Origin of the sequence: Sphingobium sp. B8D3A (assembly GCF_025961995.1) — a bacterium.
Taxonomy (GTDB): Bacteria; Pseudomonadota; Alphaproteobacteria; order Sphingomonadales; family Sphingomonadaceae; genus Sphingobium.
The window spans coordinates 1,992,994-2,008,778 of record NZ_JAOQOS010000001.1 but is presented as its reverse complement, the minus strand read 5'-3'; the positions used below and the strand labels follow the sequence as shown (position 1 = coordinate 2,008,778).

15 protein-coding genes and 1 pseudogene are annotated in these 15,785 nt (G+C 64.0%); 8 read left to right on the top strand and 8 right to left on the bottom strand.

Translation table 11 applies throughout. The features are described from left to right. The first annotated feature begins 75 nt into the window (after positions 1-75). Genes mdlC through M2342_RS09245 form a run of 4 tightly spaced genes read left to right on the top strand, consistent with a single transcriptional unit; the run spans position 76 to position 3,773 of the window. Positions 76-1,689 (top strand): benzoylformate decarboxylase, encoded by a 1,614-nt coding sequence (gene mdlC / locus M2342_RS09260; RefSeq protein ID WP_264578861.1) that lies wholly within the window; start codon positions 76-78, stop codon positions 1,687-1,689. A 57-nt stretch (positions 1,690-1,746) separates the two neighbouring features. Beyond that, positions 1,747-2,625: a 3-keto-5-aminohexanoate cleavage protein gene (locus tag M2342_RS09255; protein ID WP_264572799.1), complete on the top strand. Its 879-nt coding sequence runs from the start codon at positions 1,747-1,749 to the stop codon at positions 2,623-2,625. Positions 2,626-2,674: 49 nt separating this feature from the next. Next, on the top strand, positions 2,675-3,424 hold the full coding sequence (locus M2342_RS09250; protein ID WP_264578860.1) for an IclR family transcriptional regulator: 750 nt from the start codon (positions 2,675-2,677) through the stop codon (positions 3,422-3,424). Beyond that, on the top strand, positions 3,411-3,773 hold the full coding sequence (locus M2342_RS09245; RefSeq protein ID WP_264578859.1) for a cupin domain-containing protein: 363 nt from the start codon (positions 3,411-3,413) through the stop codon (positions 3,771-3,773). The genes M2342_RS09250 and M2342_RS09245 overlap by 14 nt, the downstream gene beginning before the upstream one ends. 24 nt (positions 3,774-3,797) lie before the next feature. On the opposite strand, the gene M2342_RS09240 is transcribed toward M2342_RS09245, so the two are convergent. Next, entirely contained in the window at positions 3,798-4,526 is a 729-nt protein-coding gene (locus M2342_RS09240) for a nuclear transport factor 2 family protein (RefSeq protein ID WP_264578858.1), read from the bottom strand. 73 nt (positions 4,527-4,599) lie between these two features. Here M2342_RS09240 and M2342_RS09235 point away from each other — a divergent pair, with 73 nt between their 5' ends. The 4 genes and pseudogenes from M2342_RS09235 to M2342_RS09225 all read left to right on the top strand — a co-directional run bounded on the left by M2342_RS09235 (position 4,600) and on the right by M2342_RS09225 (position 7,686). Beyond that, positions 4,600-5,523: an SDR family oxidoreductase gene (locus M2342_RS09235; protein ID WP_264578857.1), complete on the top strand. Its 924-nt coding sequence runs from the start codon at positions 4,600-4,602 to the stop codon at positions 5,521-5,523. A gap of 67 nt (positions 5,524-5,590) precedes the next feature. Further along, a pseudogene (locus M2342_RS09230) lies at positions 5,591-6,643 on the top strand (tannase/feruloyl esterase family alpha/beta hydrolase); the annotation flags it as partial. A 3-nt stretch (positions 6,644-6,646) separates the two neighbouring features. Then, positions 6,647-7,177 carry a tannase/feruloyl esterase family alpha/beta hydrolase gene (locus M2342_RS17105; RefSeq protein WP_413715167.1) on the top strand — a complete coding sequence of 177 codons (531 nt, stop codon included), beginning with the start codon at positions 6,647-6,649 and terminating at the stop codon, positions 7,175-7,177. Further along, positions 7,174-7,686, top strand: coding sequence for a DUF3237 domain-containing protein (locus M2342_RS09225; protein ID WP_181559621.1), 513 nt, complete (start codon positions 7,174-7,176; stop codon positions 7,684-7,686). Before M2342_RS17105 ends, M2342_RS09225 begins: the two co-directional genes overlap by 4 nt. 19 nt (positions 7,687-7,705) lie before the next feature. On the opposite strand, the gene M2342_RS09220 is transcribed toward M2342_RS09225, so the two are convergent. From M2342_RS09220 to M2342_RS09190, 7 genes are all read right to left on the bottom strand, one after another. Beyond that, a complete protein-coding gene (locus M2342_RS09220; RefSeq protein ID WP_264578855.1) occupies positions 7,706-8,203 on the bottom strand; it encodes an aromatic-ring-hydroxylating dioxygenase subunit beta in 498 nt (165 codons plus the stop codon). After that, positions 8,200-9,543: an aromatic ring-hydroxylating oxygenase subunit alpha gene (locus M2342_RS09215; protein WP_264578854.1), complete on the bottom strand. Its 1,344-nt coding sequence runs from the start codon at positions 9,541-9,543 to the stop codon at positions 8,200-8,202. Before M2342_RS09215 ends, M2342_RS09220 begins: the two co-directional genes overlap by 4 nt. A 128-nt stretch (positions 9,544-9,671) precedes the next feature. Further along, complete coding sequence (locus tag M2342_RS09210) at positions 9,672-10,118, bottom strand: MarR family winged helix-turn-helix transcriptional regulator (protein ID WP_264575817.1); 447 nt, start codon at positions 10,116-10,118, stop codon at positions 9,672-9,674. 153 nt (positions 10,119-10,271) lie between these two features. Continuing rightward, the gene (gene desA, locus M2342_RS09205; protein WP_264570260.1) at positions 10,272-11,660 is read right to left on the bottom strand and encodes a syringate O-demethylase; all 1,389 of its coding nucleotides are present in this window, start codon (positions 11,658-11,660) and stop codon (positions 10,272-10,274) included. A 44-nt stretch (positions 11,661-11,704) separates the two neighbouring features. Next, positions 11,705-12,457 (bottom strand): alpha/beta fold hydrolase, encoded by a 753-nt coding sequence (locus M2342_RS09200; protein ID WP_264578853.1) that lies wholly within the window; start codon positions 12,455-12,457, stop codon positions 11,705-11,707. Positions 12,458-12,656: 199 nt separating this feature from the next. Then, positions 12,657-14,786: an acetate--CoA ligase family protein gene (locus M2342_RS09195; RefSeq protein WP_264578852.1), complete on the bottom strand. Its 2,130-nt coding sequence runs from the start codon at positions 14,784-14,786 to the stop codon at positions 12,657-12,659. Between the two features lie 126 nt (positions 14,787-14,912). Then, entirely contained in the window at positions 14,913-15,767 is an 855-nt protein-coding gene (locus M2342_RS09190; RefSeq protein ID WP_264570257.1) for a p-hydroxycinnamoyl CoA hydratase/lyase, read from the bottom strand. Positions 15,768-15,785 lie beyond the last annotated feature (18 nt).

Below are 15,785 nucleotides of genomic sequence, written 5' to 3'. Positions count from 1 at the left end.
GTTCGCGTATGTGATAATTTCATATATAGAGAGAATGACAATGACGGCAGCAACAAACATCATGGGAGCGGCGGCATGACGGCGCGGGGTCTGGCAGTCGAGAAGCCCAAGGCAGTCGAAGGACCGACGGTGCGCGATGCCGTGATGAGCCTGCTGCGCGATCTCGGCATGACGACATTATTCGGCAATCCCGGCTCGACTGAGCTGCCGTTGTTCCGCGACATGCCACAGGATTTCCAATATGTCCTGGGCCTGCAGGAAAGCGTCGTCGTCGGTATGGCGGACGGCTTCGCGCAAATGAGCGGCAATGCTGCGTTTGTTAACCTGCATTCCTCTGCCGGCACGGGCCATGCGCTTGGCAACATCTTCACCGCGTTCCGTAACCAGACGCCGCTGGTGATCACCGCAGGGCAGCAGGCCCGCAGCATCTTCCCCTACGACCCGTTCCTCTATGCCGAGCGCGCCACGGAGTTTCCGCAACCCTTCGTCAAATGGACGTGCGAGCCGGCGCGCGCCGAGGATGTGCCGCTGGCCATCCTGCGCGCTTATCATATGGCGATGCAGGCGCCGCGCGGTCCGGTGTTCGTCTCCGTGCCCATCGACGATTGGGATCGGGCCTGCCAGCCGATCAGTGCCTCGACTGTCTCTCAGGGATCGATGGCGTCCCCTGCCCTCATCGGTGCCGCCGCCGATGCACTGAACGCCGCGAAATCGCCCGTGATTGTTGCCGGCGCAGGCGTGGGTCGCGAAAATGCCCGCGCCGCGCTCCATGCCCTGGCGACTGCGCATCAGGCGCCGGTGTGGGTCGCGCCAATGGCTGCCCGCGCCGTGTTCCCGGAAGACGATGCCCTGTTCGCGGGCTTTCTCCCAGCTTCGCGTGAAGCCATTGTGGGCGCGCTGGATGGCCATGATCTGGTACTGGTGCTGGGGGCGCCGGTCTTTACTTATCATGTCGAGGGCTTCGGCCCTTATGTGCCCGAGGGCGCGCAGATCATCCAGATTGTCGATGATCCAGCCACGGCGGCCCGCACTCCGGTCGGCACGGCCATCGTGGGCAATGTCGCGGACGCGATTGCGCGCCTTAATGCTGCATCCGATGCTGCACCGCGCACGGCGCCGGCGCCTGCCACGAGTCATGCGCCGGAAAGCGCCGATGGCGCCGCCATTTTCGAGCCACATCTGATACAGCGCCTCGATGCCCTGCGCCCCAAGGGCATCATCATCAGCGAGGAAGCGCCGAGCACGCGCGGGCCGTTGCACGATCATTTCCCGATCCGGCTCGAGGATGAGTTCATGGCCACCGCCAGCGGCGGGCTGGGCTTTGCGCTGCCTGCTGCGGTCGGCGCTGCCCTTGCGCAACCGAACCGCACGGTGCTGTGCCTGCTGGGCGACGGGTCTTCGATGTATTCGATTCAGGGCCTTTGGACGGCGGGCGACCTCAAGCTCGACGTGCGCTTCCTCATCGTCAACAATGGCGGCTATGCGGCGCTCGACCAGTTCGGCGCGCTGTTCGATATCGAGGTGGTGGGCAGCAAACTGCCGGGCATCGATTTCGTCAAACTCGGTGAGAGCATGGGCGTGCCCGGTGCGCGCGTTTCCGACCCCGCAGCGCTGGACGATGCGATCCGGGATCTGTTTGCCGGCAGCGGCCCCCGCTTGCTGGAAGTCATGGTGGAGCGGGCGCGCTAAGACTTATGCTGCGCGCAGCATGAGCGGCGAGCGCCGGTGTCCGATAGGAGAGAATAAATGAGCAAGACATTCATTACCTGCGCGATCACCGGCGCATCGCCGATGCCGAAGCATCCCAACTTCCCCTTCCGCCCCGAGCATGTGGCGCAGGAGGCGCTCGATGCTGCCGAAGCCGGTGCGTCCATCATCCATGTGCATGTCCGCAATGGCGAGGACGGCACGCCGAGCCAGGAGATGGACGACTATCGCAAGGTCGTCAGCCTGATCCGGGAAAAGAACACCGACGTGATCCTCAACGTCACGACCGGCCCGGGCTGCATGTGGTTTCCCAAGAGTGCCGACGAGCCGGCGATGCCGGACCTGGAAAAGACCCTGATGTTCACGGCGGAGCGGCGGATCGAGCACATCCTCGACCTCAAGCCCGACATGTGCACGCTCGATATCTGCACCATGAACCTGTGGGGCGGCATCGCCATGAATCTGGAGATGATCGTCGGTAAGATGGGCACCATGCTGCAGGATGCCGGCGTGCTGACCGAGATCGAATGCTTCGAGGCCGGCGATTTCGTCTTCGCGGACGATCTGATGGCCAAGGGCCTCATTCCAAAGAACGCACCGTTCACCTTCGTCCTCGGCACCAAATATGGTCTGCCCGCGACGCCGGAGGCGATGATGTATTCCAAGAACCAGATTCCGCGCGGTGCGCCTTTCACCGGCTTTGGCATTTCCCGCCACAGCTTCCCCATGGCGGCGCAGTCCGTGTTGCTGGGCGGGCATATGCGGGTCGGGTTCGAGGATACCATCTACCTGCGCAAGGGCGTGCTGGCGCAGAGCAATGCCGATCTGGTGCGGCAGGGCGTCGAGATTCTTGAGAAGATCGGCGGTGAGCTTGCCACGCCGGGTGAGACCCGGCAGATGCTCGGGCTTAAGCAGTGAGGCGGGCACAATAGGGCAGGCCCGCCGACGGCTATTGGGGGATCGCGGCATGGAAGCGAAGGCGGAGTCCTCGTCGGTCAAATCGGCCACGCGGACGCTCGACATTCTGGAATATGTCGTCAGCAGTGGCCGTCCGGTCAGTGCTGCCGAGATTGCGCTCTCCCTGGCGATTCCCGTCAGCAGCCTCTCCTATCTGCTCGGGACGCTGGTCGAGCGCGGCTATCTGTTACGCAGCGGCCGGCTCCATTCGCTCGGGCCAGCGCTCGCCCGTCTAAACCCAGCGCCCGAGGCCATCCCGCTCAAGGACCGGGTCTATCCGGTGCTGAGATCAGTCTCGCGGCAACTCAACGAGACCGTCTCCTTCTTCGTCCGCCATGGTGAGAATATGGAGGCGATTGCGGGGGAAGTGGCGCCGCAAGCCCTGCGCTATACCATCGAGGTTGGCCGCCTAGTCCCGCTCCATGCCTTTGCCGCCGGCAAGGCCATTCTGGCCGCGCTCGATCCGCAGGAGTTGGACGCCTATTTCGCGGCGGCCAGTCGCGCCGCGTTCACGCCACAGACGCGCACTGCCGAGGCAGAGCTGCGCCGCGAACTGGCACAGATCGCGCAAACCGGTATTGCGCGCACTGCGGAAGAGTTCACCCCCGGCATCATCGGCATCGGCCATGCCGTGCATGTGGGCGGGAGTCTGGTCGGCGCGATCAGCGCCGCCATCCCGGTTGCGCGGGCTACATCAGAGCTTGAGGAGCGCGCGGCCGTCCTGCTCACCCAGGCGGCCCAGGCCCTTGGCGGAGAATGAAGGCAAGGCGCAGGGGGTCATCAACCTCCTCGCACCGCTTCCCGATGCCAGCGTCGAGGAAGTCTTCGACCTGATCCTCGAAAAGGCAGGCGCCCGGATCGAGCGGATCGTGTCGCAGGGGCAAGTGACGCCCGAGGTCGCGCCATACGATCAGCCGCATGACGAGTGGGTGCTGCTGCTGGCCGGCGGCGCCCGGCTCTGGCTGGAGGATCGGGGCGAGTGCGCGCTCTCGCCCGGCGACGCGATGCTTATCCCTGCTCACGTCCGTCATCGCGTCGTCTGGACGCAGGCAGCACCGCCGACCGTCTGGCTGGCGGTGCATTTCGCGCAGGATCGCCCGGCAGAGTGAACCGCCAGGCGACGTGTCGGGCCGTCAGTTACCCCGCGGCTGCTTGGTCATCATCGGCGTGAAATTCTCGACGATGAAGCTGCGACCGAGCACCGGGTGCGCAAAACTCATCGGCACTTCGTAGCGGTGCGGCCAGGTCTGCCGCACTTCTTTCTCGGGCAGGATGCGGTCGGGGCCGTTGGGATCTTCCGGATAAGGTTTCTGCGCCGGCTGCAGGTGCGCGGTGGTGTGCGCCCAGCCCTTCTCATAGTCGCCCTGCCACTGCATCATATAGTCGAGGCGCTTGATCTTCCAGACGCCGTCTTCCTTGACATAGTCATTCTCGTAGATGCCGGACTCCCAGAATTGCTGCGGCACCCCTTCGGGCTTTTCGTGCAGCGCGTCGTCATGCCAGCCACCGGCGAGAATGCCGCGGAAGCGACCCTTGGCGGTCTGGCCGTCCTCGCCAATCGTGATGACGTCCTGCAACTGAAAATGATCGAGCAACAGGCCATGGACCGGGCCGCGCCGCCCGCCGGTGAAGAGGTTCTGGAACCATGTTCCATAGAGCCGCATCACGCCCTCATATCCGACATATTCGCCGGAGAGGAACACCACGACACCCTCCTTGGCGAAGAGACCGGCAACCTCCTCGGGGCGGTTATAGTCGATATAATAGCCATAGGCCCATTGGAGCCGACGGATCGCGTTGATATCTTCGAGTTCCTGGACCTTCTTTTCCAGCTTGGCCAGGCGCGATTCCACCTCAGACATTATCGACTCCTCTCTCTTTGACTGTATGTTTTGCCAACAAAGCACAAATAGCCGGCGAGAGGAAAGAGACATCATGAGCAGCACGGATTGGTCCGGAAAGGTCGCGTTCATCACCGGCGCGGGCACCGGAATCGGCTTCGGGATCGCGCGGGCTTTCAGCAACGCTGGCATGCGCCTTGCCCTCTCCTACCGCAATGAAGAGCAGCGCGCGCACTGTACCAAATGGTTCGAGGAGCGCGGGCGGGAAGTGCCGCTCTGGATCAAGCTCGACGTGACCGACCGGGCGGCGTTCCAGCAGGCGGCAGAGCAGGTCGTCGACCATTTCGGCGCCTGCCATGTGCTGGTGAACAATGCCGGCGTCTCCGTATTCGGCCCCACCGATGAAGCCAGCTTTGCCGATTATGACTGGATCATGGGCGTCAACTTTGGCGGGGTGGTGAACGGCATCGTGTCCTTCCTGCCCAAGATCAAGGCGAGCGGCGAAGGCGGCCATGTGGTTAATGTCGCGAGCATGGCGGCATATCTCTCCGGGCCGCAAGCCGGGATCTATACCGCCAGCAAATTCGCGGTGCGCGGCCTGACGGAGTGCCTGCGCTATAATCTGGTGCCCTATGGCATTGGCGTCTCGCTGGTCTGTCCGGCGCTGGTCGCCACGGACGCTGCGCTCTCTGCGCTGAAGCGCCCGGCCGAATTTTCGGGCAGCGGTTTCGCCCCGGTGGACGAGGCGGAAATCCGCCAGTTCGCGACCGCCTTTGAGAATGGCATGGACCCGCTGGAGGCCGGTGAGAAGATTTTTGCCGGCATGGTCGAGAACCGGGGCCTGATCTTCACTCACCCCGAATTTGCGGAAGACTTCAAGGACATCTACGAAACCAGCCTCGCCGCCCTGCCGGATGAACTCGCGCCGCCGGAGCGCCTTGAGGTCGAGCGGATGCGCCGGGCCGCTAACAAGGCCGCGCTGGAAGGCGCAAAGATCGGCTTGAGCGACCTCACCTAACTAAGGCGGAGCGCCTTGCGTGCGCGACGGCGACGATCCAATAAGACGCAAAGACAGGGGAGAATATATGAACGGCAAATCCATCGCCTCTCTGGCCGCCTTGCTGGCCGGCGCTGCCCTTACGCCGACGCCCGCAGCCGCACAGGACGCAGCCCAGCGCTGTGCGGCCCTCACCAGCCAGAATTTCGGCGCCGAGGTGAAGATCACCAGCGCCATGCTGGTACAGGCCGGCCCCTCCAAGGCGCCACCGCCACCGGGCGAGCCACCCGCCACGCTAGTGCTTCCTGAACATTGCCGCGTGGATGGCGTCATCAACCAGCGCACGGGCGCCGGTGGCAAGACCTATGGCATCGGCTTCGCCCTTGCGCTGCCGAAGGATTGGAGCGGTCGCTTCCTTCTGATGGGCGGCGGCGGACTGAATGGCAGCATTCGCGAGCCGATCGGTCCGGTCGCGGCCGGCAACCGCCCTGCCCTCTCCCGCGGCTTTGCGGTGCTCAGCCATGACAGCGGCCACAAAGGCGCGGTGTTCGACAACGCCTTCATGATCGACCAGCGCGCGACGCTGGATTTTGCGGAAAGCTCGGTGCGAACCGTCACGCTCGCCGGCAAGGCGATCGCACAGGGCTTCTACGGCAAATCGGCCACGCGCAGCTACATGACTGGGTGCTCGACCGGCGGTCGGGAGGGCATGCTCGCCGCACAGCGTTATCCCGAGCTGTTCGATGGAATCGTAGTCGGCGCGCCGGCCATGCGGACCGGCAATTCAAACCTCGGCATGAGCTATGCGCAGGTGATGTTCAACCAGGCCGCGCCCAAGGATAACAAGGGCGCGCCCCTGATCGACCGGACCTTCTCGCCGGCGGACCGCCAGCTCATCCTCAAGGGACTGCTCAACCAGTGCGACGGACTCGATGGCCTGAAGGACGGGATGATCGAGAATGTGGGCCAATGCCGCTTCCAGCCTTCCCGGCTGCAATGCACCGGCGCGAAGGGGGATTCGTGCCTGAGCAAGGCGCAGGTCGAGGCCCTTGAGCGCGCCTTTGCCGGGCCGCGCGACAAGTCCGGTTACCCGCTCTATGCGCCGGTGCCTTTTGATACCGGCATCGTCGATACCTCGGGGCCGGTGTCCGGCTACATCACCACCGGCGCGCCGGGCGTGTTCGGCCCGCCACTGCGCGACCTCGCAATCGATCTCGATGCCCGCATCAATGAGGTGCGCAACAACGCCCAGCAGCGGCTCACCGACACATCCTACTGGACCAACCTCAACACCTTCCTCGACAAGGGCAGCAAGATCCTCTTCTTCCACGGCGTGAGCGACCCCTGGTTCTCGGCCTGGGATACGTGGGATTACTGGCTGCGCGCGTCCGAAACCAATGGCGAGGCGTGGGACAAGGCGAGCCGCTTCTACATGGTCCCGGGCATGGCGCATTGCGGCGGCGGCAATGCTTTCGATCAGTTCGATCTGCTCGGCGCCGTGGTGGATTGGGTCGAGCAAGGCAAGGTGCCGGAAGGCGTGACCGCGAGCCGCCGCGATGGATCGGCCAGTCGCCCGCTCTGTCCGTTCCCGGGATATGCGCGCTATACCGGCGGCGATGCCACCAAGGCTAGCAGCTTCACCTGCACCCAACCTGACGTGGAGGAAAAGCCATGAGCCGCGGCCTCTGTGCAGTCGCGCTGATTTCCGTGTTGGCGCTCCCGGCTCAAGCCGCCGACGCTGACCCCAGCAAGCCCAGCCTGGAGTTCGCCTTTGAAGAGATGGTCACGCTCTCGCCGGCCATGCCGGCCGGGAAGACGCCCTATGGCGAGCGCCTGATCATTCCGATCACCGGCGGGACGTTTGAGGGACCGGGCATCAAGGGCACGATCATCCCCGGCGGATGGGACTGGCAGTTGCGGCGCAGCGATGGCTGCACGGACATCAAGGCCGATTACATGATCCGCACCGATGATGGCGTGATCATCAACGTCGTCAACAAGGGCACGTTGTGCGGGCCGGACAAGGACGGCAAGCCTCGGCCCGGTCGCACCCACCCGGTGTTCGAGGCACCGCTCGGCAAATATGAGTGGCTGGGGCAGAGCGCGTTTCTCGGCACGCTGGAGCCGGTGATGGCGGACGGCAAGGTGAGCGCCGTCCGCATCCGCTTCTACCGGGCGATGTAAGCGGGCGTCTGCAGGACGATCAGATGCCGTAGACGTCCAGCATCGTCGGCACCCGGTCGTTCAGCAGGCGGATGACCTTGCGGGAGATTTTCCACGCGCCGTCCTCGTGTCTCAGCTCATGCTCGTAACGCCCGAAATAGGCGTGCGAGCGATTGCTGCGCACATCGTGCACATTCACGATGAAGGTAGAATTCACGCGCGCCATCCCCTCGCCCGCCGGCTCGGCGATGACATTGCCAATCATGTGGGACACGCGCGGCATGACCGCGGACGCCACCGAAAAGCCCGAGCGGATGCGCTGGATGCGGTCCGCCAGGTTTCGGCGACCGCGATAATAGATCAGCGAGAGTTCAGCCTCGGGGTCTTCGGTCTGCGTGCCGTCGTCGCGCCAGGCGGGCATCCAGAACACGCAATCCTTTGTGAACAGCTCAAGCCAGGCCTCGAGATCGAGACGGTCGAGCAGCAGTGCCTCGCGATAAAGCAGTTGTGCGGCGTCGGCGTGGCTCAGCTGGCTCATGCGATCACCTCCGCCATGCGCTGCGCCCAGGCGCGATAGTAGCTCGCGAACAGGCTCTCGTCGCACAGCTGCGCGTCCGCGACGACGTTGCGCGCGGGCTTGAGGTCGATCATGTCGGCGTACATGTTCCCGCCCTCCTTCGAGGCGGTCAGGCCGCGGGCATGGCCTTGCAGCCAGGGACGGTCCTGCTCGGCCATGCCCAGCTGGGCTTCCTCATAGCAGACGGTGTCGTCCGGTGTCGCCATGCCGGTCGGATTGAAGAAATCCTCATACTGCCGGATGCGGAATGTCCGCGCCTGCGCACTCTCGCCGCGCGGCGCGATGCACCAGGTCTGCATCTCGGTGAGGCCCGCAGCCAAGGGCCGAATGACCCGCATCTGGCTCGACGCATTTTCCGCGATCTGCAGATTGGGGAAGATCGTGAGGTTGCGCATGTTGAACATCCAGTTGCGCTTGGCCTCGCCATGATCGCGGGCGAGCTGTTCGGCCCGCTCAAACTCCGGAATGGCCGAGGAGACGGGCATGATGCCCCAGTTGAGCACATGGCCATGATCGAAGCTCATCGTGCCGCCGCTGGTGCCGCTGGCTTCCTCCTGCCAGAAATCGGAGGCCCCCAGCGAGGACTGCACGACATCCTCCGCCTGCTCCTTGGCGCGCTGATCGAGAATGCGGATGTAGCTCGGATGGGTGGAGGTGAAGTGATACTGGTCCGAGCAGTTTTCGAGCTGCATCTTCCAGTTCGCAGCATAAGTGAAGGTGACGCGGCCCGGCACCAGCTCGACCCCTTCCGGGCTCTTGTCCACCACCAGATCGAGCAATTTGCGGGCCTCACCCAGATGCTCATCGAGGCTCGGCACGTCGGCATTCAGGCTGGCAAACAGGAAGCCGCGATACTCGCCGAACTTTGCAACGGGTGCCAGATCGTGGTTCTCATCGTCGAACCCGGCGCCATAGCAGCCGCTCTTCTGCCACTTGATGTTCTTGTTCGCGCCGGCGCTGTCGAACGTCCAGCTATGATAGGGGCAAACGTGCCGGCGCGCATTGCCGCACAGCTTCTGGATGAGGCGCACGCCCTTGTGCGGACAGGCATTGACGAAACAGTGCAGCACCCCTTCGCCGTCGCGACTGACGATGATCGGCACCCGACCGATGAAGCCGGTGAAATAATCGTGGGGATCCTCGGCTTGCGTGGCGAGCCCGATGAACACCCACCCGCCTTCGAAGATGTGCTTCATCTCCAGATCGAACAGATCGGGGTCGCGGAACAGGGCACGGTTGACGCGGAACACGCCGTCTTCCGGGCGGTCGTCGATCAGGTCGCGAAGCGCAAAGCCGGTCATCGTTCACTCATCTCCCAAGGATCATGCTGGTCGCGCGACAAGATCCCTGGAGGACCATCGCGCGCGTCATACGAAATCACTTAACATGATAAGCATATCGTCGCAAGCGCAAGCGGGAACGCGCGTGCTCAATCCTCATCGATTGCTGCGCACAATGCGCGCAACTCAGCGGCTAGCCCCTCAAGGCGGGTCGCGCCGAACCGGGTGGAATAGACCCGCATCATCGCCGCGACATGGGCGGAAATCGCTGTCACGATCTGCGCGCCTGCCGGCGAGAGCGCGATGGTGGAGCGCCTGCGATCATCGGGATCGGCCGTGCGCACGATCAGCACACGCGCTTCCAGTTCGCGCAAGATGCGCGTGACGCTCGGCGCATGGAGCAGCGCGACTTCCGCCAGGTCCGTCGCATCAGTGGTGCCCCGGTCGTTGATCACCCGCAGCACGCGCCACTGCGGCTCGGTGATGTCGAAGTCGCGCAACTTGGTGCGCATCGGGGCGATCACCGCTTCCTTGGCGCTCAACAGGATCGCAGCCAGCGATTGCTCGAATGGCGGGAGTTTCTCGTCTTCGACCATCTTTGCCCCTTGCGCGCACTGCCTGCCCCGCCCGCCGCGTCGTTCCACGGCCGGCACTCGCGCAAAACTCATCGCTATTCACCGGGCTGTCGTCCAGCCCATAAAAAACGGGGCCGCCTTTCGGCAGCCCCGCCCTTAAGCTCTTGAGCCCGATCAGGCCTTCTTGGTGCGCCAGCTGTCAGCATAGCCGGTGCGGGCAACAGCCGAGTAAGGCACCGGCGCGACGATCGCCTTGATCTCGGTCTGCTCGTGCGGCTCGACGGTCGGCTTGGAGGTGCCGCCATTGGGCTCGCCCCACAGCAGGGAGACTTCCGTGCCGGGCTTGGCGTACTTCGGGTCGATCATGGCGAGCGTGAGCATCTTGCCCTCGTTCGACGAGTAACCCACCCAGGTGGAGACGCCGATGTGCTTGCCGTCGACCATCACCGAGTCATAGGGGTGCATCGAGTAGACTGCGCTCGGGAACTCGAAATACTTCGCGCGGCCGGACTCGGCGAAGTAGCTGCTCATCACGCGCAGCATGTCCTCGTCGTCGAGCGCCAGCGTCACCTTTTCCAGGTGCGGCTCGTTCGCCATCTTCTCAAGGGCTTCCTTGCCGATGAAGTCATGGTCGAACTTGACGATGATGCCATAGCCGACATCCCACGGCGTCAGGCCGTAGCCTTCGAGCGTCTCGGGCACGAACGAACCGCCCGCGGAGCACTTGGCGCCATAGCTGTTCTCGCCGGCCCACTTGCGGAAGTCCGCAGAGCCTTCGCCGAACAGATAGCCCGGGAACGGGGATGGGATCCAGCCCGACTCCAGCGTGTTCGACGAGTAAGCGCGACCGCCGACAAGGGCGAGGTCGTGCTTCTTGCCGGCGGCGACGAGCGCGCTGTGCACCGCTTCGTAATCGGCCCAGGGACCATAAAGCTCATAGCCCGGCTGACCGGCCATGCCGTGACGCAGGGCGCCAACAGTCTTGCCGGCGATCTGGACGTCCGCCATGTTGAAGAACTTGAGGTCCGGCGCAGCCTGGCCCATCGCGTCCGTCAGGATCGCCATGGCGTTGGGGCCCTGCAGCTGGAAGCGATAGTGGCGACGCTTGCCGTCCGTGCGCAGCGCGGTGCGCTCGTCGCGAGTCAGCGTGACGTTCCACTTGCCGGTGGAGGCGTGGAACTCGGCCCACTCGATGGCCGGCGCGCGGCCGACGAGATTGAACTGGTTCTCGGCGAGATAGAACAGGATCACGTCGCCAATGACATAACCCTCAGGCGTCACCGGGACCCACTGCTTGGCCTTGCCGGGCTTGAAGTTCTTGAAGCTGTTGATGCCGAGATAGTTGAGGAACTCGAAAGCGTCGGGGCCTTCGACCATCAGCTCGACCATGTGGTAGCTCTGGTTGAACAGCACGGCAGTCTTGGCCCATGCGCGCTGCTCGTTGCGCCAGTTCGAATATTCCGCCGGCACGCCCGGATAGACGTTCGGACCGGTCTGCTGGTTGCGCAGGAAGTCGACGGCATTGCCGGCGCCATCCAGCACGTCTTGAAGATTCTTCGCCATGATACTCTCCTTCGGACTGAAGTTGGAAACGAAATTATAATTGGTCAGGGGTTCGCGGTTGCCGCAGCCTCTTGCTGCGCGACGCGGTCAAGCCAGGTGCGCAACAGGGCGGACATCGCATCGGGCTGTTCGACCGGCAGCATATGCCCTGAATCGGGGATGACAGCATAGGTCGCGCCCTGGATCGCTGCAGCAATCCGCTCATGCTGCACAGGCGGTGCCCAGGCGTCGTGCGCGCCGGTTGCGACCAAGGCAGGGCAATGAATTTGCGGCAACAGGCTCTCGACTTCGGGGCGCGCCAGCAAAGCGCGGATCTGCCGCTCGAACATGTCGATCCCGGCATCGCTGCACATCTGCCAGAGCATGTCCATCAACTGCGGCTTGAGCCGGTTGCGCTCCCATACCATCGGCGGGAGCCAAGAATCGATCAGGGCGTCCATGCCCTCTTCCACGCCGCGGTTAAGCAGCGCGAAGCGACCGTCCGCCTCGTTAGGCTTGGGCAAATGAACGCCGGTACTGATGAGGCCGATGCCGGCAAGCCGCTCGGGCACCTTGCGGAAGATTTCGAGCGCAACCCGGCCGCCCATTGAATGGCCGACAACAGCAAAGCGCGAGGGGGCTGACTCGATCACCTGATCGGCCATGGCGGTGAGGCTGTCCGCCTCGCCATATCCATCCACGGCTGTGACTGGTATGATTTGACCCAAGGCGGCGACCTGCGGCGCCCAGATGCGCGCATCGCAGATGAGGCCCGGCAACAACAAGACCGGCGCGGCCAGAGAGGGCGAGTCGTTCATCGCTTCCAATCGTTCGTATATACGAAAACTTCATCTACCCGAAAACGGGGCGCTAGGCCAGACCAATTCGAAGTCGAGCCTGCATTTTTGCTGCACATGAGAAATGCACAGGCACCCAATGCAAGCAACCCTCCCACGCCGGGCGCGGGAGGGTCTACTATAAGGCGGTGCCCTTGCGGGACGAATTGACCCGCTGGTGTCAGTCGACCAGCATCAGGGCATCGAGTGCGACCACGCCCTGCCCCTTGGGATAGACGACCACCGGATTGAGATCGAGCTCCTGGATGCGCGGTTCGCCGCGCAGCAAACGCCCGATGCCGCCGATGAGATCGGCGACCGCGTCGACGTCCAGCGCGGGGGCACCGCGATAGCCATTGAGCAACGCGGCCTGCTTGAGCTTGCCGAGTTCGGCCATAATCGCCGCCTTGGTCATGTCCGGCGAGAGCAGGCGCACGTCCTGCAGGATTTCCGCCGTCACGCCGCCAAAGCCGGCGAGGATCACCGGACCCCATTGCGGATCGTTCTTGGCGCCGACGATCAGCTCCATGCCGCGCGCGCCCATCGCCTCGATCAGCACGCCATCGAGAATGATGGATGCGTCATAGCGCTTCACGTCCGCGAACATCTTGTCCCACGCCGCGCGGATCGCCTCGGCGCCGACCAGATTGAGCGCTACGCCGCCGGCATCGCTCTTGTGGCTGAGCGCAGCGGCCTGCGCCTTCATGACCACCGGCCCGCCAATGGCGTCGGCCGCAGCAATCGCCTCTTCAACGGTCGCAGCAAACTGACCCTTGGGGAAGGGAATGCCGAGCGGTGCGAGCAGAGCCTTGGCTTTATACTCAGGCACGACGCCCTTCTCGCTGGCCAGCGCAGGCACGCTGGCCGGCGCCGCATCCGTCTTCGTCGCATCGCGTTGACCGGCAGCGGAAAGCCGCTTGATGGCCCGCAAGGCCCGCTCCGTTGTCGGGAAATAGGGGATGCCCTCGGCGCGAAGCTGCTCGATCCAGTCGGCCGGCACATGCGCACCTTCGTCCACGCCGCCGAAGATCACCGGCTTGGTCGCCTTGAGTTCACGGACGGCCTTGAGGAACGGCGGCAGCTTGATGCCAATGGTCGCCGGATTGGTCTGGATGATGCCGGCGAAGATCGTGCCGACGCGATCATCCTCGAACAGCGCCGCGAGGGTGCGGTAATACATGTCGGGATCGACAAGCCCCTGCGCGGTCAGATCGAGCGGATTGCTGACCGGGACGAACTCGGGCAGCGCCGCGCGCAAGGCAGGCGCATTGTTGTCATCGAGGGTCGGCAGCGACAGCTCCAGCTCTTCGGCGAGGTCCAGCGTCAGCGCCTTGAGCGCACCGGATTCGCCGAGCACGGCGGTGCCGCCACTCGGCAGCGCCGGGCAACGCGCCGCGATCTCGGTGATGTCGCCCAGCTCTTCCAGCGTCTCGGCGACGACGACCCCTGCCCGCTCCACCTTGGCGCGCATGAGCTTATAGTCGCCAGCCATGGCGCCGGTGTGTGTGGCAGCGGATTCGCGCGCCGCGCTGCTCTTGCCGGGGTGCAGCAAGGCAACGAGCTTGCCGGCCTCGCGCGCCTTGTCCATCAATGCCAGGAAGCGGGCCGGATCACGGAACTGCTCGACGATCATCGCGATGATGCGCGTCTTCTCGTCGGCGATCATGAACTCGACATAATCCTCGACGCCGCTGCCGGCCTCATTGCCGGTGGAGACGGAGTAAGTGAGGTCGAGCGTGCGGCTCTCCAGCATCACCGCGAGCACGGCAGCCATGGCGCCGCTCTGCGAGACGATGCCGACGCCACCGGGGCTCGGGGCCTTAATATCGGTATCGATGAAGGTGAGCGGAATGCGGTCCAGATAGTTCACCGAACCCAGGCAATTCGGCCCCTCGACCACGATGCCGGCCTCGCGCGCAATGCGCCCGATTTCCTGCTGGTCGGCCATGCCCTGCTCGCCGCCCTCGGCAAAGCCTGCCGCAAAGATGATGGCGGCGCCGGCCTTGCGCGCAGCAAGCTGGCGCATCGTATCGAGCACGGCGACGCGGGGAATGGCGAGGATCGCGCAATCCACGCCCTCGGGCAGCGCCTCGACGCTGGGCACCGCAGGTCGACCGCTGATCGTTTCGCGCTTGGGATTGACGAGATGGATGTCACCGGAAAAGTCGTTCCGAACGAGATTGGCCAGAACGCTCGCACCGAGCGAACCCGGCGTTTCGGACGCCCCGACGATCGCGATGGACCGCGGACGCAGCAACCGATTGATGTCACGCGTTCCCGCCTGCGGGCGCTCTCCGGCCTCAACCGTCATAACTCAACTCTCCTTCGCGAAACCAGCTCGTGGCAATCAGACCTTTCGCCCCGGAGGCGGATGCAGCCGGGGCGAAGAATAACACACAGGAAAGGGCGGCCCTGCTTGGGCCACCCTTCCGGCAACTCAGACGTCGGTTTTGGTCTTGTCGTAGTGACCCAGGCCCGGCTTGAAGGTCTTGTCGTCGAGGAACTGCTTCATCGCGACATGGCGGCCATCCGACTTGTCGAACCAGTTGAGGCCTTCCTGCAGGCGGATCAGATAATCCTCTGCATTGTCGTAGGTCATTTCCTTCACCCGGCGGACGGCGTCCTTGGTGTACTTCACCGTCGCCCAGTTCTTGGCGATCAGCGTCTCGGCGACCTGCTTCACGCGGGCCTTGAGCTGGTCGACCGGCATCGACTCGTTGACGAGATTGTAGCGGGCCGCTTCCTGACCAGAGAGGTTCTCGCCCATCATGGCGTGATACATGGCGACGCGCATCGGCATCAGGTCCACGGCCACCTTGGTGGCGCCACCGCCGGGGAGAATGCCCCAATTGACTTCCGACAGGCCGAACTGCGCTTCATCAGCCGCAAAAGCGAGATCGCAGGCGAACAGCGGGCCATAAGCGCCGCCGAAGCACCACCCATGCACCATGGCGATGGTCGGCTTCTGGAACCAGCGCAGACGCTCCCACCAAGTATAGGCCTCACGCTGTGCCTTGCGCGTGCCGGCCAGGCCCTGTGCCTCGGTCTCGCGGAAATATTCCTTGAGGTCCATGCCGGCGCACCAGGCGGGGCCTTCGCCACCCAGAACCACAACGCCGACATCGTCCCGGAATTCGAGATCCGTCAGAACCTTGAGCATCTGGCGGTTCAGCTTGGGGCTCTGCGCGTTCCGCTTGGCGGGGCGATTATAATAGACCCATGCGATATTATTCTCGATCTCGACCCGAACGGTATCCTCTTCCCGCTCGACGGACGTATTTTCCTCAGCCATTTGATTTCCCTTCAAGGC